Annotated in this window: 16 protein-coding genes; 11 read left to right on the top strand and 5 right to left on the bottom strand. The window is 71.0% G+C overall.

Annotation, left to right across the window (positions count from 1 at the left end; translation table 11 throughout):
- The 4 genes from AB0P17_RS35885 (at position 1) to AB0P17_RS35870 (ending at position 6,496) form a co-directional block, all read left to right on the top strand.
- Positions 1 to 3,873: an amino acid adenylation domain-containing protein gene (locus AB0P17_RS35885; protein WP_365817856.1), complete on the top strand. Its 3,873-nt coding sequence runs from the start codon at positions 1 to 3 to the stop codon at positions 3,871 to 3,873.
- A gap of 16 nt (positions 3,874 to 3,889) precedes the next feature.
- A complete protein-coding gene (locus tag AB0P17_RS35880) occupies positions 3,890 to 4,102 on the top strand; it encodes an MbtH family protein (RefSeq protein WP_365817854.1) in 213 nt (70 codons plus the stop codon).
- A 502-nt stretch (positions 4,103 to 4,604) separates the two neighbouring features.
- Positions 4,605 to 5,330 (top strand): RNA polymerase sigma factor, encoded by a 726-nt coding sequence (locus AB0P17_RS35875; protein ID WP_365817866.1) that lies wholly within the window; start codon positions 4,605 to 4,607, stop codon positions 5,328 to 5,330.
- Positions 5,330 to 6,496, top strand: coding sequence for a hypothetical protein (locus AB0P17_RS35870; protein ID WP_365817852.1), 1,167 nt, complete (start codon positions 5,330 to 5,332; stop codon positions 6,494 to 6,496). The genes AB0P17_RS35875 and AB0P17_RS35870 overlap by 1 nt, the downstream gene beginning before the upstream one ends.
- 285 nt (positions 6,497 to 6,781) lie before the next feature.
- Here the strand turns inward: AB0P17_RS35870 and AB0P17_RS35865 are convergent, their stop codons facing one another.
- Positions 6,782 to 7,717, bottom strand: a complete 936-nt coding sequence (locus AB0P17_RS35865) for a L,D-transpeptidase family protein (RefSeq protein ID WP_365817850.1) — start codon at positions 7,715 to 7,717, stop codon at positions 6,782 to 6,784.
- 185 nt (positions 7,718 to 7,902) lie between these two features.
- Here AB0P17_RS35865 and AB0P17_RS35860 point away from each other — a divergent pair, with 185 nt between their 5' ends.
- From AB0P17_RS35860 to hemC, 4 genes are all read left to right on the top strand, one after another.
- The gene (locus AB0P17_RS35860) at positions 7,903 to 9,534 is read left to right on the top strand and encodes a methylmalonyl-CoA mutase family protein (RefSeq protein ID WP_365817848.1); all 1,632 of its coding nucleotides are present in this window, start codon (positions 7,903 to 7,905) and stop codon (positions 9,532 to 9,534) included.
- Positions 9,535 to 9,665: 131 nt separating this feature from the next.
- Entirely contained in the window at positions 9,666 to 10,361 is a 696-nt protein-coding gene (locus AB0P17_RS35855; RefSeq protein WP_365817846.1) for a type 1 glutamine amidotransferase domain-containing protein, read from the top strand.
- Between the two features lie 178 nt (positions 10,362 to 10,539).
- Entirely contained in the window at positions 10,540 to 11,202 is a 663-nt protein-coding gene (leuE, locus tag AB0P17_RS35850) for a leucine efflux protein LeuE (RefSeq protein WP_365817844.1), read from the top strand.
- A 48-nt stretch (positions 11,203 to 11,250) separates the two neighbouring features.
- Positions 11,251 to 12,186, top strand: coding sequence for a hydroxymethylbilane synthase (hemC, locus tag AB0P17_RS35845; RefSeq protein WP_365817842.1), 936 nt, complete (start codon positions 11,251 to 11,253; stop codon positions 12,184 to 12,186).
- A 37-nt stretch (positions 12,187 to 12,223) separates the two neighbouring features.
- Here hemC and AB0P17_RS35840 read toward each other — a convergent pair whose 3' ends face one another.
- Positions 12,224 to 12,418, bottom strand: a complete 195-nt coding sequence (locus AB0P17_RS35840) for a DUF1918 domain-containing protein (protein WP_365817840.1) — start codon at positions 12,416 to 12,418, stop codon at positions 12,224 to 12,226.
- 442 nt (positions 12,419 to 12,860) lie between these two features.
- Between AB0P17_RS35840 and AB0P17_RS35835 the strand changes: the two genes are divergently transcribed.
- Complete coding sequence (locus AB0P17_RS35835; RefSeq protein ID WP_365817838.1) at positions 12,861 to 13,304, top strand: RICIN domain-containing protein; 444 nt, start codon at positions 12,861 to 12,863, stop codon at positions 13,302 to 13,304.
- A 94-nt stretch (positions 13,305 to 13,398) separates the two neighbouring features.
- Here the strand turns inward: AB0P17_RS35835 and AB0P17_RS35830 are convergent, their stop codons facing one another.
- The 3 genes from AB0P17_RS35830 to AB0P17_RS35820 form a co-directional block, all read right to left on the bottom strand.
- The gene (locus tag AB0P17_RS35830) at positions 13,399 to 14,562 is read right to left on the bottom strand and encodes an acyltransferase (RefSeq protein WP_365817837.1); all 1,164 of its coding nucleotides are present in this window, start codon (positions 14,560 to 14,562) and stop codon (positions 13,399 to 13,401) included.
- 143 nt (positions 14,563 to 14,705) lie between these two features.
- Positions 14,706 to 16,118, bottom strand: a complete 1,413-nt coding sequence (locus AB0P17_RS35825; RefSeq protein ID WP_365817835.1) for a polysialyltransferase family glycosyltransferase — start codon at positions 16,116 to 16,118, stop codon at positions 14,706 to 14,708.
- A complete protein-coding gene (locus AB0P17_RS35820) occupies positions 16,118 to 17,104 on the bottom strand; it encodes a glycosyltransferase family 2 protein (protein WP_365817833.1) in 987 nt (328 codons plus the stop codon). Before AB0P17_RS35820 ends, AB0P17_RS35825 begins: the two co-directional genes overlap by 1 nt.
- A 208-nt stretch (positions 17,105 to 17,312) precedes the next feature.
- On the opposite strand from AB0P17_RS35820, the gene AB0P17_RS35815 reads away from it, so the two are divergent.
- A complete protein-coding gene (locus AB0P17_RS35815; protein ID WP_365817831.1) occupies positions 17,313 to 18,647 on the top strand; it encodes a DUF6716 putative glycosyltransferase in 1,335 nt (444 codons plus the stop codon).
- A 94-nt stretch (positions 18,648 to 18,741) separates the two neighbouring features.
- The gene (locus AB0P17_RS35810) at positions 18,742 to 20,016 is read left to right on the top strand and encodes an N-acylneuraminate cytidylyltransferase (protein WP_365817829.1); all 1,275 of its coding nucleotides are present in this window, start codon (positions 18,742 to 18,744) and stop codon (positions 20,014 to 20,016) included.
- Positions 20,017 to 20,021 lie beyond the last annotated feature (5 nt).

Raw genomic sequence — 20,021 nt, 5'->3', positions numbered from 1 at the left:
TTGCGGTTGGCGTTGGGTGATGTGGTGGGTCGGCATGAGGTGTTGCGGACGGTTTTTGGTGCTGTTGAGGGTGTTCCGTATCAGCGGATTCTTTCTGTGCCTTCTTCTTTTGATCTGCCGGTGGTTGAGGTGGGGCGGGAGGATCTGGCGGGGGTGGTTGCGGGGTTGGCGGGTCGTGGGTTTGATCTGGCGGTTGAGTTTCCGTTGCGGGCGTGGTTGTTGCGGGTGGGGTCGGGTGAGTGTGTGCTGGTGATGGTGGTGCATCACATTGCGGGTGATGGTTGGTCGATGGGTCCGTTGGCGCGGGATGTGTCTGCCGCGTATGCGGCTCGTGCTGCTGGTGGGGTGCCTGGGTGGGGGCCGTTGGCGGTGCAGTACGCGGATTACACGTTGTGGCAGCGTGAGCTTCTGGGTGAGGAGTCCGATCCGGAGAGTCTGCTGAGTGTGCAGTTGGGTTATTGGCGTGGGGTTTTGGAGGGGGTTCCTCAGGAGTTGGTGCTGCCGTTCGACCGGTCTCGGCCGGCGGTGGCGTCGCATCGTGGTGGCCGGGTGGAGTTGTGTGTGCCGGCGGGGGTGCATGCCCGGGTGGCGGGGCTGGCCCGGGCCGAGGGTGTGACGGTGTTCATGGTGCTCCAGGCGGCTTTGGCGGTGCTGTTGTCCCGGGTGGGTGCGGGCAGTGACATCCCGGTGGGCACTCCGGTGGCCGGGCGCACCGATGAGGCGCTGGATGATCTGGTGGGGTTCTTCGTCAATACTCTGGTGCTGCGCACGGACCTGTCGGGTGATCCGACGTTCACTCGTCTGTTGGAGCAGGTGCGGGAGAACGGTCTGGCCGCGTTCGCGCACCAGGATGTGCCCTTCGAGCGGCTGGTCGAGGACCTGGCCCCGGCCCGTTCGATGGCGCGCCATCCGCTCTTCCAGGTCATGCTCACCCTGCAGAACAACGCCCAGCCCGTACTGGACCTGCCCGGCATCGATACCGAACCCTTGCCCACCGGCGAACCGCCGGCCAAATTCGACCTGTTCTTCAGCCTGAGCGAGACCTTCCATGGTCATCGTCCGGCCGGCTTGCGCGGCGGTATCGACTTCGCCCTCGATCTGTTCGATCCCGAAACGGTGGAGGCACTGGCCGAACGGTTCGTCCGCGTCCTGGACACCGTCACCGCCAACCCCCACCAGCACATCAACGCCATCGACGTACTGGACCCGACGGAGCGGCACCGGGTCCTGGTCGAGTGGAACGACACCGCCCGCGACGTGCCTGCCGTGACGCTGCCGGAGCTGTTCCAGGCGCAGGTCGCTCGTACTCCGGATGCGATGGCTGTGGTCTTCGCGGACGTGGAACTGACTTATGCGGAGCTCGACGAGCGGGCGAACCGGCTTGCCCGGTTGCTGATCCGTCGCGGTATCGGTCCCGAGCGCGTCGTCGCGCTCGCCGTGCCTCGCTCGGTGGACCTGATCGTCGGTCTGCTGGCGGTGCTGAAGTCGGGCGCCGGTTACCTGCCGATCGATCCGGAGTACCCGGCCGAGCGGATCGCCTTCATGCTGGCCGATGCCGTCCCCTCGCTGACGCTGACCACCACGGAGGTCGCCGGGCGCCTGGCCACCGGGCCCGCGCTGCTGCTGGACGCCCCCGCGGTTGTCGCCGAACTCGGCGCACTGCCGGCCGGCGCTCCCGGCGATGAGGAGCGGATCGGTCCGCTGCTGCCGCAGCACCCCGCGTATCTGATCTACACCTCCGGCTCGACCGGGCGTCCCAAGGGTGTGGTGATGTCCTGCGGCGCGCTGGTCAACCTGATGTCCTGGCACGCTTCCGCCCTCCCCGCCGAGGCCGGTTCGCGGGTCGCTCAGTTCACCGCGATCAGCTTCGACGTCTCGGCGCAGGAGATCCTCTCCGCCCTCTTGGACGGCAAGACCCTTGTGGTACCGGACGAGGAGATCCGGCGTAACCCGGAAGAGTTCGTGGCATGGCTGAGGGAGCAGAAGGCCACCGAGCTGTACGCCCCCACCATGATGGTGGACGCGCTCGGTGAGGCCTTGGCGGAGCAGGGCACGGACCTGCCGCGGCTGCGTCATGTTTCCCAGGCCGGCGAGGCCCTTGTGCTCAGTGACCGGGTCCGTGACCTGTGCGGGGCGGCCGGAACGGTGCTGCACAACCACTACGGTCCGTCCGAGACCCATGTGGTCACCGCCCACACCCTGCCCGCGGACCGGGCGGCATGGCCCGGGGGTACCGCGCCGGTCGGCCGTCCGGTGTGGAACACCCGGGTCTACGTCCTGGACCCGGCTCTGCGTCCGGTTCCGGTGGGTGTCGCGGGTGAGTTGTACGTCGCCGGCGCCCAACTGGCCCGCGGCTACCACGCCCGGCCGGGGCTGACCGCCCAGCGGTTCGTCGCGAGTCCGTTCGGTGGTCGGGGCGAGCGGATGTACCGCACCGGTGACCTGGCCCGGTGGAACGCCGAGGGGCAGTTGGAGTATCTGGGCCGTACGGACGATCAGGTGAAGGTCCGGGGTTTCCGGATCGAGTTGGGTGAGGTCGAGGCCGTACTGACCGGGCACCCGGATGTGGCCCGGTCGGCGGTGGTGGTGCGTGAGGACCGTCCCGGTGACAAGCGTCTGGTCGGCTACTTCGTTCCCGCCACCGGTCACACGGACGGTGTCGATACCGCTGCCCTGCGCGCCCATCTCGGCGCGAAGCTGCCGGAGCACATGGTGCCGTCCGCGCTGGTGGTCCTGGAGAGTCTGCCGCTGACGGCGAACGGGAAGCTGGATCGACGGGCACTTCCGGCGCCGGACCATGCCTGGTCCGCGGGGAGTCGGGAACCCTCCTCGGTCCAGGAAGAAATCCTGTGCAGAATTTTCGCCGAGGGACTGAATGTGCCGCACATCGGCGTCGAGGACAACTTCTTCGAATACGGTGGACATTCACTTCTGGCGGTCAAGCTGGTGAGCCGGATTCGTTCGATCATGGGTGTCGATGTCTCCGTTCACATGCTGATGGAAGCACCCAGCGTCGCGGGACTCGCGCATCGGCTCAGCCTTCCCGCGATGACGGACTCACTTCGTATGCTCCTTCCCGTCAGGACTCACGGCAACCGGCCACCCCTTTTCTGCGTTCATCCGCGATCCGGGTTGAGTTGGTGCTTCGCGCCGCTGGCCGGATTCGTACCTCCTGGCATTCCTTTGTACGGCCTGCAGGCGCGGGACGTCGACGGTGCGGGTCAGTTGCCCGGATCCATCCGGGAAATGGCGGAAGAATACGTCAAGGAGTTGCGCACCGTACAACCGTCCGGTCCCTACCATCTGCTGGGGTGGTCGATGGGAGGCCGCGTAGCCCAGGAGATGGCCGTACAACTGCAGGAAGACGGCGAGCAAGTGGCACTCGTCATCATGGGAGGCTACGCACCCGCTCCGGTCGGCTCACTCGACTCGGGCGCGACCGGCCGGGAACCTGCGGATCCTGTCCGTCAAGCGATTCAGGAAAGCGATGGCAGCGGCCCTGGCGATCTCGGTCATGCGGACGCATCGGCGGTGCTCGACGAGGCGCCTTCCCTCCGGGAACTCGCCGGACTCCCCGACTACTTCCGCAGTGAGATTTCAGAGGAAGAGGCCGAAGTAAGGGCGAGGATTATTGCGAATAATACCCGTATCTATGTGAAGCATTATCCTCGCAGGTTTCATGGCGATCTTCTTTTTGTTTCGTCGGACGAGCTCGACGACGGTTCGGGTCGCGCTATGTGGCAGCCCTACACTTCCGGTCGAATAAGCGAGTCGCGGTTGCCTTGCTCTCACGACGACATGGCCAATCCGCCCATGCTCTCTCTGCTTTGGGATTCAATTTCTGATTGGCTGTCCGCAGTGAAGTTCGAGTGACAGATGGGAATGAATGATGACGAACCCTTTTGAGGACCAGGACGCCAACTACCTTGTTCTGAAGAACGAGGAGGGTCAGTTCTCGCTCTGGCCCACATACATCGATGTGCCGGACGGGTGGGAGGTGGCCTTCGGAGAGGCGGGGCGTCAAGCGTGTCTCGACTTCATCGAGGAGACCTGGACCGACATGCGTCCCAAGAGCTTGATCGACGCCATGACCGCCGACTGAGCAGGTTCGGACGTCGACCGGCTACCGGACGAGCGGGAGGCTGCCGTCGTGGCCCCGGCCAATGTGAGACACCCCTCATCAGGCCGCGCCATCGACCGGCACGACAGACGCCGGGCGAGCCGTAAGGGGCCCGCCTGCCGACCCGGACGGCTCGGCTCATCGGGGCGGGGGCGACATGATCCATCTGGCCGGTTGGTCACGCGTTGGCCGCGTTGGTCACCGATGCCGCGCATCGTCCCAGTTCAGGGCAGGGGCAAAAAAAGAGGACGACCGGGGCCGCCACCCCCCACAGGAGAGGCCCCGGTCGTCGTCCGCCGGAGCCGCAGCACGGCCCCGTACTCACATCAGCGTCACGGAGGCTTTTTGTGTCACACCTCATGACGCCGGCACGTCGTCGCAGGCGGTACAAGGCGTGGACGCGGGCCGGGTAAGGCCGTAGCGTGCAGAAGCGCGTGGGGTGGTGCGGCAGGGACCAGCCGCGATTTCGGGACGGGTTGTGGGAGTGCTGGGGGACGACGCGGAGCTGACCACCGCGGTGCTCGCGGCGCAGGACGGGGACGAGAACGCCTTCCGTACTGTGTACCGCGCCGTGCACCCGCGGTTGTTGGGCTACCTACGGACACTCGTCGGCGAGCCGGACGCCGAGGACGTGGCCTCGGAGGCCTGGCTCCAGATCGCCCGCGACCTCGGCCGCTTCACCGGTGACGCCGACCGGTTCCGCGGCTGGGCGGCGCGCATCGCCCGTAACCGCGCCCTCGATCATCTCCGGATGCGCGGCAGACGCCCCGCCATCGGCGCCGACGAGACGGAGCTGACCGGCAAGGCGGCCGACTCGGACACGGCCGACGAGGCCATGGAGGCCCTGGCGACCGGCCGGACCATGGCACTGATCGCCCAGCTTCCGCAGGACCAGGCCGAGGCCGTCGTGCTCCGGGTGGTGGTCGGGCTCGACGCGAAGAGCGCCGCCAGGACGCTGGGCAAGCGTCCGGGCGCGGTACGGACGGCCGCGCACCGCGGGCTCAAGCGGCTGGCCGAACTCCTCGACGCGGACGCCGACGCCGAGGCGGACGCGGCCGGCGCCGCGGACGGCGGCCCCGGTGGCGCTCCCGGCGGCGCGGACCGCCGCACGGGGCTGTCCGCCGTACCCCCGCAGCGCGGCCCACGACCGGAGGCCACGGCTTCCGCAGGTGTGACGTATTCGCGCCTGCGGACGCAGAAGGACATGTGATGGCCGACGAACGGGACGCGTGGCTCGACAAGGACGCGGCGGAGGGATTGCTGCGCGGTGACCCCGTGGAGGCCCCCGACGAACATGCGCGGGCCCGGCGGGAACTCCTCTCCGACGCCCTTCGGGACATGTCCGCCGTCACGTACGCAAACGGTGCGGAACTCCCCGGTGAGGCGGCCGCCCTGGCGGCCTTCCGGCAGGCCGGCGCGGCCGGCCGCACCGACGGCGCCGCCCCCGCGGACCTGCCCGGTACGGTACGGCTCGCCCTGGCGCCCATGACCGTACGGACCCGGCGGCGCGGCCGTCCGCTGCGCCGGGGGCTGGTCGTCGCGGTGGCCGGATGCGCGCTGGGCGGGATCACGGTCGCGGCGGGCGCCACCGTGGTGCCCTCCCTCTTCGGACCCGGCCCGGGGCCCGCCAGCTCCGTCTCGGCCGGGGCCTCCCCGAGGCCGCTGTCGTCCGGCTCGGCCGAACGCGGCCAGGACCGGTCCGCGCGGCCCTCGGACCACCCGAGCGGCGACGGCGGGGCCGGACGCTCGCCCGTACCGTCCTCCGGTACGGGCGGCTCGGCGGCCGGTGCCGCGCCCGGCGAGGACGACGGTGCGGCGGGCGGCGCGCGGGGCGAGGCCGACGCGGACGACGACGCCCCCGCCGGGGCGGCCGACGGCCACCACGATCCGTTCGTACCGAACACGGACCCGGCGTCCGGTGACCGGTTCCGCAGGACCGTCGACGCCTGCCGCGACTACCGCGGCGGCGCGATCGACCCCGAGCGGCGAAAGGCCCTGGACACGGCGGCCGACGGGCCCGGAGGCACGGAGCGCTACTGCGACCGGCTGCTCGACGGCGATCCGCGGGGCGGCGGGGGCAGGAACGGCGGCAAGGACCGCGACGGGCACGGCGGGAAGGGCGGCAACGACGGCAACGGCGGGAAGGGCGAGGAAGGCGGCAACGCCGAGGAGGGCGACGGGGGCGAGAACGGCGAGCCGCAGAAGATGCCCGCGGCGCCGGCCCTGACACCGCCCCCGTCACCGACGTACGCGGTGCCGGGCCCGGAGGAATCGCGCGACCCGGCCGGTCCGACGGACCCGGGGACGGTGACCGGGCCCCCGGAGACTCCGGAGCCATCGGCTGCGGAGCCCTCGTCGGACCAAGACCCGTCCTGACCTGGCGTTATACGAAAACGCAGGGCCGGGTGTGACACTTTTCCGGGCTCTGACGCAGTACAGAGTGAGCCGACTGGTCATCGGCAGCGCATCGAGCCGGGGTTCCCCCCGTACCTACGGCTCAGCGCATCGGCGCGGGCGGGACACGTTCCCCCGGTCCCGCCCGCGCCACCCCCTCGCGCCTGAGCCGGCGCCGCTCTCGCGGACGTGGACGCCGGGGGCGGGGGTTGCTCAATGGGGGGGGGGCTCAATTGATGGTGCGGTGGTTACCGACAGGCTTGTTCCTCACCAGTAGATGACCACCTTGTCGCCGGTCCTGACCTCTGCGTACAGCGCGGCGATCTTCTTCTCGTCGCGGACGTTGACGCAGCCGTGCGAGGCGCCCGAGTAGCCGCGGGCCGCGAAGTCCTCGGAGTAGTGCACCGCCTGGCCGCCGCTGAAGAACATCGCGTACGGCATCGGGGAGTCGTACAGCGTCGAGACGTGGTGCCGGGACTTCCAGCCGACCTTGAACGTCCCCTCGCGCGTCGGCGTGTACTCCGAGCCGAAGCGCACGTCCATCGAGGATTTTATCTTCCCGTCGATCATCCAGGAGAGCGTGCTGCTCGTCTTGCTGATGCACATCACCCGCCCCTTCATGCAGCGCGGGTCGGGCTTGGCGACCGGCCTGGTGGTGGGCGGGTCCAGTTCGTCGGCGGTCGGCGCCCGGGTCATGGCGAGGAGCCGCTGCCAGGTGACGGTGTCCGTCGCGCCGGTCCGGGGCAGCCCCCGCTTGGCCTGGAACGCCGAGACCGCGCCGGTGGTGACGGAACCGTAGTAGCCGGTGGGCGCGCGGTCGAAGTAACCGATCTGGCCCAACCGGGCCTGGAGTTCCCGTACCTGGTCGCTCCGGCTGCCGGCCGCCATCAGCGTCCTGGGCGCCGGCGGCTCCGGGCTCGCGCTCGGCGCCGGGGGCCCGGGCGGGGTGGGCGTGGGCGTGGGCACCGGGGCCGCCGAACGGTTGGCGGCGGCGCGGGCCGACGCGGCCGGCGGGGCGTCGGACGGGGTGGGCGTGGGCGTGGGCGTGGTCCGCTCGGGCAGGGGGCCGATGCTCACCCCCAGGCCCCCGCCCTTGGCGTCGCCCGCCGGCTCGCCCGTGCCCGGCTGCACCGTACAACCCACGCTCACGGCCAGCACGGCGGCCGTGGCGAACCCTCTGCACAGGGTGGATGTCGTGAGCATCTTCGCGGCTCCCCGAAGAGAAGAAGACGGTTCCCGGCGCGCGGCCGGACCGGAGTGACCGGAGTGACATGATCCCGCGCCGACGCCGCCCGCGTGCCCGTAACTCCCGAATTCCCGGGGGCGGGGACGACCGGCCGCCGCTACAGTCCGTGGTGACCGGCGGTCAGCGACGGGAGGCGGTACCGATGACGGACCCGGGACGGCGAACCGGCGGTGCCGATGAAGGCGGCGGACGGGGCGTCAGGGTCACCGAGAGCGGCGTGCCCGTCGAGCCGGTCTACGGGCCCGGCGCGCTGGCCGGCTGGGACCCCGCCGAGAAGCTGGGCGAGCCCGGCGCGTACCCCTTCACCCGGGGCGTCCACCCGACGATGTACACCGGCCGGCCGTGGACGATGCGTCAGTACGCCGGGTTCGGCACCGCCGCCGAGTCCAACGCCCGCTACCGGCAGCTCATCGCGCACGGCACGACCGGCCTCTCCGTCGCCTTCGACCTGCCGACGCAGATGGGGTACGACAGCGACGCGCCCCTGGCCCACGGCGAGGTCGGCCGGGTCGGCGTCGCGATCGACTCGATCGACGACATGCGGGAGCTGTTCGAGGGGATCCCGCTCGGCGAGGTCTCCACCTCGATGACGATCAACGCGCCCGCCGCCGTGCTGCTGCTCCTCTACCAGCTCGTCGCGGCGGAACAGGGCGTTCCGGCGCGGGAGCTCAGGGGCACCGTCCAGAACGACGTACTGAAGGAGTACATCGCGCGCGGCACCTACATCTTCCCGCCGGAACCGTCCCTGCGGCTGGTCGCGGACCTCTTCCGGTACTGCCGTACGGAGATCCCGCGGTGGAACACCATCTCGATCTCCGGCTACCACATGGCGGAGGCCGGGGCCACGCCCGCGCAGGAGATCGCGTTCACGCTGGCCGACGGCATCGCGTACGTACGGACGGCGCTCGCCGCGGGCATGGAGGTGGACGACTTCGCGCCCCGGCTCTCCTTCTTCTTCGTCGCGCGGACGACCCTCCTCGAAGAGGTGGCCAAGTTCCGTGCCGCGCGCCGGATCTGGGCCCGCGTCATGCGCGAGGAGTTCGGCGCGCGGGACCCCAGGTCGCTGATGCTGCGCTTCCACACCCAGACGGCGGGCGTGCAGCTCACCGCGCAGCAGCCGGAGACCAACCTCGTGCGGGTCGCGGTGCAGGGGCTCGCGGCGGTCCTCGGCGGGACGCAGTCGCTGCACACCAACTCCTACGACGAGGCCCTCGCGCTCCCCTCCGGGAAGGCGGCCCGCCTCGCGCTCCGTACCCAGCAGGTGCTGGCGTACGAGACGGACGTCACCGCGACCGTCGACCCGTTCGCCGGGTCGTACGCCGTCGAGCGGCTGACGGACGGCGTGGAGGCGGCGGCGCTCGCGCTGATGGCCCGCGTCGAGGAGCTGGGCGGCGCGGTCGGCGCCGTCGAACAGGGCTTCCAGAAGCGCGAGATCGAGCGGTCCGCGTATGCCGTGGCCCGGCAGACGGAGAGCGGGGAGCGGGTGGTCGTCGGCGTGAACCGGTACGCGCTGGACGAGGAGGAGCCGTACACCCCGCTGTGGCTCGATCCGGGGATCGAGGCCCGGCAGGCGGCGCGGCTGGCGCGGCTGCGGGCGGAGCGGGACGGGGCGGCGGTGGCGGGCGCGCTCGCGGAGCTGCGGGTGGCCGCCGCGGGCACGGCCAACGTGCTCCACCCCCTGCGGACGGCGCTGCGGGCGCGGGCGACGGTGGGGGAGGTCTGCGACGCGCTGCGGGAGGTGTGGGGGACGTATGTGCCGGTGGACGCGTTCTGACAGCCGGCCTCTCCGGCTCTCCGGCCTCCGCTCCGGCCGCCGCCCGTGTGCAGTGGTCCGGACCTGTCCCTAGGCTGGTAAAAGGCGAATACCTCAAACCCGAAGAAAGGGTGCGGGGAGGCGAATATGTGATGGCGAAGATACTTTTCGTGATGACCGGCGCGACGTACTGGACACTCAAGGACGGCACCAGGCATGCGACCGGCTACTGGGCCGAGGAGTTCGCGGCCCCGTACAAGGCGCTCACGGACGCCGGCCACGAGATCGTGGTCGCGACCCCCGGCGCGGTGACCCCGAACGTCGACATGATGAGCCTCCGGCCTTCGATGGCCGGCGGTGAGCAGGGCGCCCTGGACCTGGAGAACACCATTCGTTCCGCGGAGGTGATGCGGCGGCCGCTCGCGCTGTCGGACGTCCGCCTGGAGGACTACGACGCGGTCTATCTGCCCGGCGGCCACGGCCCGATGGCGGACCTGGCGGTCGACGCCGACGCGGGACGGCTGCTGACGGCGCAGCTCGCCTCGGGCGATCCGCTCGCGATCGTGTGCCACGCCCCCGCCGCGATGCTGGCCACCCGGATCCACGGTGTGTCGCCCTTCAAGGGCTACAAGGCCACGGGCTTCAGCAACGAGGAGGAGGAAGGCGTCGGACTGGCGGCCAAGGCGCCCTGGCTGCTGGAGGACGAGATGAAGGACAAGGTCGGCGTCGCGTACAGCCGCGGTGACGCGTGGGAGCCCTACATGGTGGAGGACCGCAACCTCATCACCGGGCAGAACCCGCATTCGGCCGTGGTGCTGGCGGAGCGGCTGATGAAGATCCTCGTATAGAAGATCCTCGTGCAGGAATCCGGTGACGGCCGCCGGGGGTTCCGGCAGGGGATGCAGCGTGGATCCGGCAGGGGATCCGGCGGCATCCGGCAGAGGATCCGGCGGCCGTGCCCGGCGGGGTGTCCGGCCGCCGGAACGGACCGGCCGGATGTCGGACCCGTATGTCACACTCCGGTACATGCTGGGTGTCACTGATCTGCCGACCTACCTGGTCGGCCTCGTGCTGATCGTTCTGCTGCCGGGTCCGAACTCGCTGTACGTGCTCTCGGTCGCGGCCCGCCGCGGCGTGCGCGCGGGCTATGCGGCCGCCGCGGGCGTCTGGTGCGGTGACACGGTCCTGATGGTGCTCTCGGCGGCGGGTGTCGCCTCGCTCCTCCAGGCCAACGCCCTGCTGTTCGACGTCGTGAAGTTCGCCGGCGCCGGCTATCTGACCTGGCTGGCCGTCGGGATGCTGCGCGCCGCCCGGTCGCTCTGGCGCGACCGGCACATACGGGACGGGGCGGGCGCCGCGGACGGACCGGAGCAGGCGCCGGCGGCGGCCGAGCGGCCCTACCGCAAGGCGCTGGTGATCAGCCTGTTCAACCCGAAGGCGATCCTGTTCTTCGTCTCCTTCTTCGTGCAGTTCGTCGACCCCGGATACGCGCACCCCGCGCTCTCCTTCGTCCTGCTGGGCCTGCTCGCCAACGCGGCCAGCGCGCTCTACCTCTCGGCGCTGATATTCGGTGGTACGCGGCTCGCTGCGGCCTTCCGCCGCCGCAAGCGACTCTCGGCGGGGATGACGACGGCGGCGGGGGCGCTCTTCCTGGGGTTCGCGGCGAAGCTCTCGCTGAGCAGCGTCTGACGCCGCCCGGGGCCGGTGGGGCTCCCGGGGAGGTCTATCGTTAATGGCATGTCCGCTCCAGAGCTGATCCGTATCGTCTCCCGTGATTCGCCCATGGCCCTGGCCCAGGTGGAGCGGGTCCGTGCCGAGCTGACGGCGCTCCATCCCGGTACGGTCACCGAGGTCGTGCCCGTCAAGACCACCGGCGACAAGTGGCTGGGCGACCTCTCCCTGGTCGAGGGCAAGGGCGCCTTCACCAAGGAGGTCGACGCCGCGCTCCTGGCGGGCGAGGCGGATCTCGCGGTGCACTGCGTCAAGGACGTACCGGCGGACCGGCCGCTGCCCGCGGGCACGACGTTCGCGGCGTTCCTCAAGCGCGACGACATCCGCGACGCACTGATCCACCCCGGCGGTCTGACCCTCGACCGGCTTCCCGAGGGGACGCGGATCGGTACGTCGTCGGTGCGGCGGATCGCCCAACTCGCCGCCTCCCACCCGCATCTGGAGTGCGTCCCGTTCCGGGGCAACGCCAACCGCCGGCTGGAGAAGCTCGCCGCGGGCGAGGCGGATGCCCTGCTGCTCGCCGCCGCCGGACTGGAGCGGATCGGGCGCCCCGACGTGATCACGGAGATCCTGTCGCCCGAGACGATGTGCCCGCCCATCGGCGCGGGGGTCCTCGCCCTCCAGTGCCGCGAGGACGACACGGCGCTCATCGACGCCGTCAGCGGCCTCGGCGACCCGGACACCTACCGCGAGACGACGGCCGAGCGGATGTTCCTGCACGTCCTCCAGGGGCACTGCAACAGCCCCATCGCCGGGTACGCCACCGCCCGCCCCAACGGCGATCTGTCGCTGCGCGCCTGTGTCTTCACCCCGGACGGCAAGACCGTACTCAACGCCCACGAGTGGGCCGGGCTGCTCAGCCCCGCCGACCTCGGCGCGTCCGTCGCCCTCGCGCTGCTGCGCCAGGGCGCGCGGGAGCTGATCGACTCCATCGCCCACTGACCGGGCGTTCCCCGCCCCGCGCCGGGGACCCGGGACGTCAGTCCTTGCCCTTGCGGTGCTCGACCATCGAGTCGGGGCCCGGCGACATGATCGTCTCGTGGCCGTCCTCGGCGCGTACCCGGAAGGGTGGCGTGCCCTCCGGGCCCAGCACCTCCACGATCTCCACGACACGGTCGTGCTTGCCCACCACCCTGCCGTGCGTGACCAGCCGGTCGCCCTTGCTCGCCTTCATGCGCACTCCCTGTTGCCAACCCGTCACGTGACGTTACGTGGAGTGTAGGGGTGGCCCGCCGTCACCAGCCACTCCGTCGCGCCGATCGGGTCCTCGCCCGCCCGCCCGACCGGCCCTGACCTGTGGGTGAGCGCCCGGACACGCGCTGAAACCGCAAGGGGGTGGATTCGGCCAACCACGGTACGGGCGGCGGATCTCCGGGCCGCCCGGAGCGGTCCGTTCCGGGCGGCCCCGCACAGTCTCTTTCCCTCCCGTTCGGCGGGCCGGAACAGGATGGCCATCTGTGCTCTGCCGGGCGTTCCTTCTGCGGTACGGCCGTAAACCGCCGATATTTCCGCAGAGTTCTGGGACAAGATTCCGATGTTGTTCCGGTTACTTACTGAGGGGGCTGGTCGTAATGCGCACCACACTCATGCGTGGGGTTTTCGCGGCAGGAGTCGCGATGGCGGCTGTATTCGCCGGTACGGGAACGGCCTTCGCCGACCAGAATGCCGTGTACGCGACTCTGCTCAACGCGAAGAGCGGTAAGTGTCTCTCCATATCGGGGGGCGGTTCCACCGCCAACGGCGCCGCCGCTATTCAGTACACGTGCAACGGCGGCGACGAACAGTACTGGGCGTTCGACAGCCGGGGGCTGCTCAACCTCAAGAGCGGTAAGTGCCTCTCGTTGGCCGCGGGCGGCGCCACCGCCAACGGCACGGCCGCGATCCAGTACACCTGCAACGGCAGCGCCGAGCAGTCCTGGACCCTCTACAGCAACGGCGAACTCGTGAACGTGAAGTCGGGCACGTGCCTGTCCCTTGACAACGGCGGCTCCACGGCGAACGGCACCGCCGCCATCATCTGGACGTGCAACGGCGGCGCGGAGCAGCGCTGGGCCTGGTGATCCGGGCGGCCGGCGGCCGGGGAGCCGAACTCCCCGGCCGCCGGCCGGTACGGCCGCCGCTCCACGGCCGCCGCCCGTAGGACGGGCCGGGCCGCTACGACGCGCGCAACCGCTCCGCCTGCCGCTTCATCATCCGCCTCATGCGCGGGCCCACCGGCTTCTCCACCAGCCGGTGGATGAGCCAGGCGACCACGAGCAGCGAGACCACGGTGGCGACGAAGGTCAGCCGCGGCTCCAGGCCGAACTTCCGGTGGTAGACGGCGATCACGAACCAGCCCAGGTGTTCGTGGATCAGGTAGAAGGGGTACGTGAGCGCCCCGGCGAAGGTCAGCCAGCGCCAGTTCGCCCACCGCAGCCAGCCGAGCGCCACGGCCGCCACCGCGCCGAAGGCGAAGGTGACCAGGAGCAGGATCACGTAGGGGGAGCGCTCCTGGAAGACGCTGGTCGCGTTCGGGTCCCACAGCGCGGTCGTCGAGTACCGCTGGCCGAGCAGCCAACTGGTGCCCACGATCGACCAGAGCAGGAGATCACTGCCGTACCGGTGGATCAGGTAGAGGGCCAGACCGCCGATGAAGAACGGAGCGTGGTCGCGCATGACGAGCTCGTCGGTGAGCGGGTTGTCGGCGACCCGGGCGAACACCCCCGCCACCGTCCACAGGCAGCAGAACAGGACGACCCGGCGGTAGGTGACGCCCTTCCACACCACGAACAGCGCGAAGAGCAGGTAGAAGCGCGCCTCGACCCACAGCGTCCAGCACACCCCGAGGACCCGGTCCACCCCCATCGGCTGCTGCAGCATCGTCAGATTCACCAGCACCTCGTCGAGGCGCAGCGGGGCGATGACCGACGGCAGGGCGACGCACGCGGCGGTGACGAGGACGATGGCGGCCCAGTAGGCCGGGTAGAGCCGGGTGACACGGGAGCGGAAGAAGTCACCGAGCGAACGGCCCCAGCTGCTCATGCAGATGACGAAGCCGCTGATGACGAAGAAGAGCTGGACCCCCAGCGAACCGTAGGTGGCGACCGCCGACAGATCGGGGAAGAGCTCCTTCGGGGACTGGCCCCACGCGCGTTCCACCTGGCCCTTCCCCGCGTAGTGGAAGACGCACACCATCAGGGCCGCGAGGATCCGCAGCCCGTCCAGCGCGCGCATGCGGTCCCCCTTCGCGGGGGGCGCCGCGGGGGCTGGGGCCGGGGCCGGGGTGCCGGCTGGTTCGGGCGCCGGCTCCGGGGTTTTGGCCAGGGTCGTCTGAGTCATTGCGGGTTCCGTTCGTCCCTGCGTCGATGCGTCGGTCGGGGAAGGGATGTGCATGGACTTCGTATGGACATGGACTTCGTACGGACCACGTGAGGCGGAGCGCCGCGATCCGTCGCAACGCTCCGCCTCGGCCGGCCGGGTACTCAGCCCAGGGTGGCCTTCTTGATCGAGCGCGCGTGCCGGGCGACCCTGCGTACCGTCGCGTTGCGCGGGATGAAGGCGAGCTGGGTGGGGACACCGCCCGGCAGCGCCAGCACCGCGAGCCTGCGGCGTTTGAAGTAGACCGAGGTGCGCGGGGTCAGATGCCGGGAGAGGAAGCCCTCGGCGGCCGGGCGCAGATTCCGGTAGATCTGCGGCTGCATCGCGAACCCGACGGCCGCGACCAGCTCCGGCAGCGGCTCGTACGGCTGGTGCGGCGCGGGCCCGCCCGGAGCCGCGTCCGTACCCTCCGCGCCCGCGGTCTCCTGCAGCGGCGGCAGCAGCGCGTCCACGATCGTCACCGGCACCCGGTTGCTGTTCTGGTACGGGGCCAGCCGCTCCAGCAGCAGTTCCGTGCCCGTCCGCGCGACCGGCAGCCCGTAGAAGGCGTGCGCCGTGAACAGGGCCGTGGAGAAGCAGGCGATGACGAGGGCGGGGCGCAGCCGCTGGTACAGCACCTCGGCCAGCACGGGGCCCGACCGTACCGTCAGGGTCGCCCCGAGGGCCGCGGCCTCCTCCTCCAGCCTCCGCGACCACTGCGCGGGCGCGGAGGGATGGGGCTTGAAGACGACGTTCCGGTGGCCCCGGGCGATCGCGCCCCTGACCATCCCCAGATGCAGTTCCTCCTCCTCCGCCACGGTGAGGATGTCGAGCGCGGAGAGGTACTGGCCGAGGATGAGCGCGGGCGGCTCGTCGGAGGAGTCACCGGGCGTGGCCCCACCGAGGCCGGTGTCCGCCGCGCTCTCCGCGTCCGCGATCTCGGCGAGCACCTTGACGAAGGTCTCGTCCGGGATGATCTCCGGTTCGACGCCGAACTCCGTCAGCAGCAGCGGCTTCAGACCCGGTACGAGATCCAGGTGCAGCAGCCGCTCGACGCGTCCGCCGATCAGCGGGTCGAGCTTGCTCCGGGTGGGCCCGTAACTCATCAGGCCGTCCGCGTACACATGGATCGGGCTGTCCCCGAAGACGGCCGCGACCGCCTGGGACGGGTTGGCCTGGATCGACTCGCAGGCGATCTCCACCGGAGCGTCGCCCAGCCCCCAGGCCATCCGGACGGCCCGCTGCCAGAGCGAGGTGTCCTGTTCGCGCGGGGACCAGCCGGCCGGGTGGAAGGGCCGGACGAAGTCGTTCCAGGACCGGATCTCGTCGTACTCCGGCCGCAGCGGGCGGAAACCGGGCAGTGTCTCCAGCGCGGTGCCCAGCTCCGGGGCGGACGAGGTGTCGCTGATGACGAGGATCCTGCGGTGCTCCGCGCGCGGGCCGAACAGCCCGGCCCGGATCGCCGCCGTGACGGTCGCCGCCGCGTACTGCGTACAGGCGAAGAAGAGCTGTGTGGTGCCCGTGGCCGACGTGCTCATCAGGCTGCCGCCTCCGGTCCCCGCTGGGCGACCGGACGCCGGCGGATCCGGCGCAGACGCCCGGCCCGCGCGGAGTCCATCGAGTCCAGCGTCTCCGTGAGGAGCGGCGCCGGAATGCGCTTGAGGGCCGCCGCGCTGAGCGAGCGGAGTTTACGTGCCACGGGCGGTTCGAACCTCTCGATGGAGCCAAGGTGGTGGGCCATGACCGCGCAGTACGTCCGTACGGCCTTCGGCAGCAGTCGGTCCGCGTCCCGGTCCGCGGCGGTCTCCGCCACGACCTGATCGAACGCCCGGATGAAGTCGAGCTGCCGGACATCGCCGATCTGGGTGAGCGACGAGGTCACCCCGCGCCGGTAGAAGACCCCGTGCAGGCTCACCGCCGCGAAGGACTCCGCCTCCCGGTGCAGCCGCCAGATCCAGGGCCGGTCCTCGGCGGTGCGCAGCCCGTCCGTGAAGTGCAGCAGCCCGCGGTCGACCAGCCGGCGGTGGTAGATCCCGGCCCACGCGTAGGCGTAGTCGACCGAGGTGGACCGGTCGGCGGGCAGGATCGCGTCCCGGGGGTTCAGCACCGTGGAGCGCCGGCCGACCGGGACCCGGTGCACCGCCCGGGACTTTCCGGTGAACTGCACATGATCGGTACGGACGAAATCGCAGTCCAGTTCCTCGGCCGCCGCGAGCAGCTGCTCGAAATAGCCGGGAACCACCCAGTCGTCGCCGTCCAGATAGGTGATGTACGTACCCGACGCGGCGTCGAGACCGGTGTTGCGCGCGGTGGCGAGTCCTCCGTTCCGCTCATGTCTGATCACCTTGGCGCCGGGCAGTTCGCGTTCCGCCCGCTCCAGAATCTCGCCGGTACCGTCCGACGAACAATCGTCGACAAGCAGGAATTCGAAGTCGGCACGCGTATTCGCCTGGAGGCTGCGCAAGGTTTCGGGGGCATATGTCCGCACGTTGTAGAACGGCACGACAACAGAGAGCTTCACCACCCGGCCGACGCTAGGGGGTATGCCGTCACCAGGGCTTACTTCGCGGGGCATGCCAGATGAACGAAGAGTGTCGGAACAGTGAATCGGCCGCGGGAGGCGGCCGTTCCGCCCGTTTCCCGGGGTGCGACGCCATTCGTAGATGTGTTGTTAACCCTCCATTGCCATTGAGTTGGGCCGGGAAACGAAATGGCTTCCTAACGTCCTCGGCGTGCCATCACCTATCAGCCAAGCGGTCCGGGTCGCCGTGCTCGCCGACTCCGACACCCGGTGGAAGTGGGGCGCGCTCACCGCGCGCCGCATCGCCCCGGACGGCCGCCCCACAGAGCTCAGCGGCTTCCTGCTGCGCGGCCGAGCCACGCCCACCGCCCGCCAGCTCGCGGAGGTCGGCGCGGAGGCGGACGCCCTGCGCGAGGTGACCGGCACCGCCTTCCTGAGAACGCTGCGCGAGGAGTCGTACGACATCGTCGTGCTGGCCCTCGTCGGCGGCGCCGTCCAGGCGATGCTGCACGGCATCGCCGCGCTGAAGCTCGCCGACCGGCCCGTCGTCGTCACCGGCTATGTCGGCGTCGTCTACGAGAAGCTCTCCGACGGGCTGCTGCTGCGGCACGGCGCGGACGTCGTCCTCGCCAACTCCCGTTACGACGCCGACCGGTTCACCGCCGTGTACGAGGGCGTGGGCGCCGATGCCTCCGCCGTCACCGAGGCGGCGCTGCCGTTCCTCGGCGGCGCGCGCTACGAGCCCGAGGAAGGCCGCGACACCCTCGTCTTCGCCGCCCAGCCGTCCGTGCCGGCGACCCGCGCCGACCGTACGTACCTGCTGCGCCGCCTCGTCGAGCACGCCAGGCTCCACCCGCGCCGCGAGGTACTGCTCAAGCTGCGCAGCAAGCCCGGCGAACACACCACGCACATCGAGGAGTTCCCGTACCAGCGCCTCGCCGAGAAGATGCCCGGCGGGCTGCCGGACAACTTCCGCCTGGTGTACGGGAACATGGGCGAGGTCCTGGACCGTACGGACCTGCTGGTCACCGTCTCCTCGACGGCCGCCCTGGAGTCCCTGCACCGCTCCGTTCCCACCGCGATCCTCACCGACTTCGGGGTCCGCGAGCCGCTCGGCAACCACCACTTCATCGGCTCGGGGTGCCTCGCCTCCTGGGACCAGCTCGACGGCGGCGGCCGCCCGGTCCCCGACGCGCACTGGGCGGCCCGGCAGGGCGTCGCCGCCGACGGCTCGTACGCGAAGGCCTTCGACACGGCGCGGGGGCGCGTCACCGAGCTGACGGAGCGGGCCGCCGCCGGTGACCTCCCGGAGATCAGCCCGTACTACACCGCGACCACCGCACCCGGATACCTGCCGGGCCTGCTCGCCCGCTACCACCTCGCGGCGGACGGGACTCCGCTGCCCGCCGCCGCCAGAACCGCCGAGGACAGCGCGGGAGGCGTACGGCGCGTGCTGCGCGAGGCGGTACGGGGAGCGGCCCGCGGCGCCTACCGGCACGGCGTGCAGCGCGTCGCGCCGGTCATCCGCCGGATGGGCGAGCTGTGACCGCGCGTACGGCGCACCCACCGGCCCCGGCCCCCGTCCCCACCTGCCTCACCCCGCACGAGCCGCGCACCCCCAACCCCCCTACGGAGTACCGATGACCGTCCTCGCGGTGATCCCCGCACGCGGTGGATCCAAGGGCGTTCCCGCCAAGAACCTCGCCCCCGTCGGCGGCGTCCCGCTCGTCGTCCGGGCGGTCCGCGCCTGCCTGGCGGCCCGGCGCGTCACCGATGTCGTCGTCTCGACCGACGACGGCCTGATCGCCGACGCGGCCCGCGCCGCCGGCGCCGATGTCGTCCTGCGCCCCGCCGCGATCGCGGGGGACACCGCGACCAGCGAGGCCGCCGTCCTGCACGCGATGGACGCGTACGGCGCGATGCGCGGCGACGACGCCGCCGGACCGGACGTCGTGCTGCTGGTGCAGTGCACCAGCCCGTTCCTCACGGCCGAGGACCTCGACGGCGTCACCGGCGCCGTCACCGAGGACGGCGCCGACACCGCCCTGACCGTCGCGCCCACCCATGGCTTCGTCTGGCGCCAGGACGGCGCGGGCCTCGCCCGCCCCGACGGCTACGGCGTCAACCACGACAAGGCGAACCGGCCGCGCCGCCAGGACCGCCCCCAGGAGTACCTGGAGACCGGCGCCGCCTACGCGATGCGCGCCGACGGCTTCCGCGAGGCGCGCCACCGCTTCTTCGGCCGCACCGCGCTCGTCCCCACCGACCCCGCGCGGGTGCTGGAGATCGACGACCCGCACGACCTGGCCCGCGCCCGGCTCCTCGCGCCGCTCCTCGACCCGCAGGTCCTCCCCTCGTACGACGATGTCGACGCGGTCGTCCTCGACTTCGACGGGACCCAGACCGACGACAAGGTCCACATCGACTCCGACGGCCGCGAAACGGTCGCCGTGCACCGCGGCGACGGCCTCGGCATCGCCGCGCTGCGCCGCTCCGGCCTCGAACTGCTCATCCTGTCCACCGAGCAGAACCCGGTCGTCGCGGCCCGCGCCCGCAAGCTCCAGGTGCCGGTGCTGCACGGCATCGACCGCAAGGACCTGGCGCTCAAGCAGTGGTGCGACGAGCACGGCATCGCGCCCGAGCGGGTCCTCTACGTCGGCAACGACGTCAACGACCTGGGCTGCTTCGGCCTCGCCGGCTGGCCGGTGGCCGTCGCGAGCGCCCACGACGAGGTACGCGCCGCGGCGCGCGCCGTCACCACCAAGCCCGGCGGCGAGGGAGCCATCAGGGAGATCGCCGGCTGGCTGCTCGGCCCGTCGCTCAAGGTCACCCCCTCGGCTCCCCCGGACTCCCCGGTTCTCCCGGAGCCCTCCGCCTCCTCCGCCCCCCACACCCTCCACACAGTCAACAAGTAAGGACG

Source organism: Streptomyces sp. NPDC088124, from assembly GCF_040685895.1.
Lineage (GTDB): Bacteria > Actinomycetota > Actinomycetes > Streptomycetales > Streptomycetaceae > Streptomyces.
Note: the sequence above shows the minus strand (reverse complement) of the source record. Positions and strands in the feature narration are given on the sequence as shown.

Coding starts and splice junctions, on each gene's coding strand:
- AB0P17_RS35865 (WP_365817850.1), bottom strand. CDS start 7,717: ATGCTCACGACATCCACCCTGTGCAGAGGGTTCGCCACGGCCGCCGTG.
- AB0P17_RS35880 (WP_365817854.1), top strand. CDS start 3,890: ATGACGAACCCTTTTGAGGACCAGGACGCCAACTACCTTGTTCTGAAG.
- AB0P17_RS35825 (WP_365817835.1), bottom strand. CDS start 16,118: ATGAGCACGTCGGCCACGGGCACCACACAGCTCTTCTTCGCCTGTACG.
- AB0P17_RS35860 (WP_365817848.1), top strand. CDS start 7,903: ATGACGGACCCGGGACGGCGAACCGGCGGTGCCGATGAAGGCGGCGGA.
- AB0P17_RS35840 (WP_365817840.1), bottom strand. CDS start 12,418: ATGAAGGCGAGCAAGGGCGACCGGCTGGTCACGCACGGCAGGGTGGTG.
- AB0P17_RS35835 (WP_365817838.1), top strand. CDS start 12,861: ATGGCGGCTGTATTCGCCGGTACGGGAACGGCCTTCGCCGACCAGAAT.
- AB0P17_RS35830 (WP_365817837.1), bottom strand. CDS start 14,562: ATGACTCAGACGACCCTGGCCAAAACCCCGGAGCCGGCGCCCGAACCA.
- AB0P17_RS35855 (WP_365817846.1), top strand. CDS start 9,666: ATGGCGAAGATACTTTTCGTGATGACCGGCGCGACGTACTGGACACTC.
- AB0P17_RS35810 (WP_365817829.1), top strand. CDS start 18,742: ATGACCGTCCTCGCGGTGATCCCCGCACGCGGTGGATCCAAGGGCGTT.
- hemC (WP_365817842.1), top strand. CDS start 11,251: ATGTCCGCTCCAGAGCTGATCCGTATCGTCTCCCGTGATTCGCCCATG.
- AB0P17_RS35870 (WP_365817852.1), top strand. CDS start 5,330: ATGGCCGACGAACGGGACGCGTGGCTCGACAAGGACGCGGCGGAGGGA.
- leuE (WP_365817844.1), top strand. CDS start 10,540: ATGCTGGGTGTCACTGATCTGCCGACCTACCTGGTCGGCCTCGTGCTG.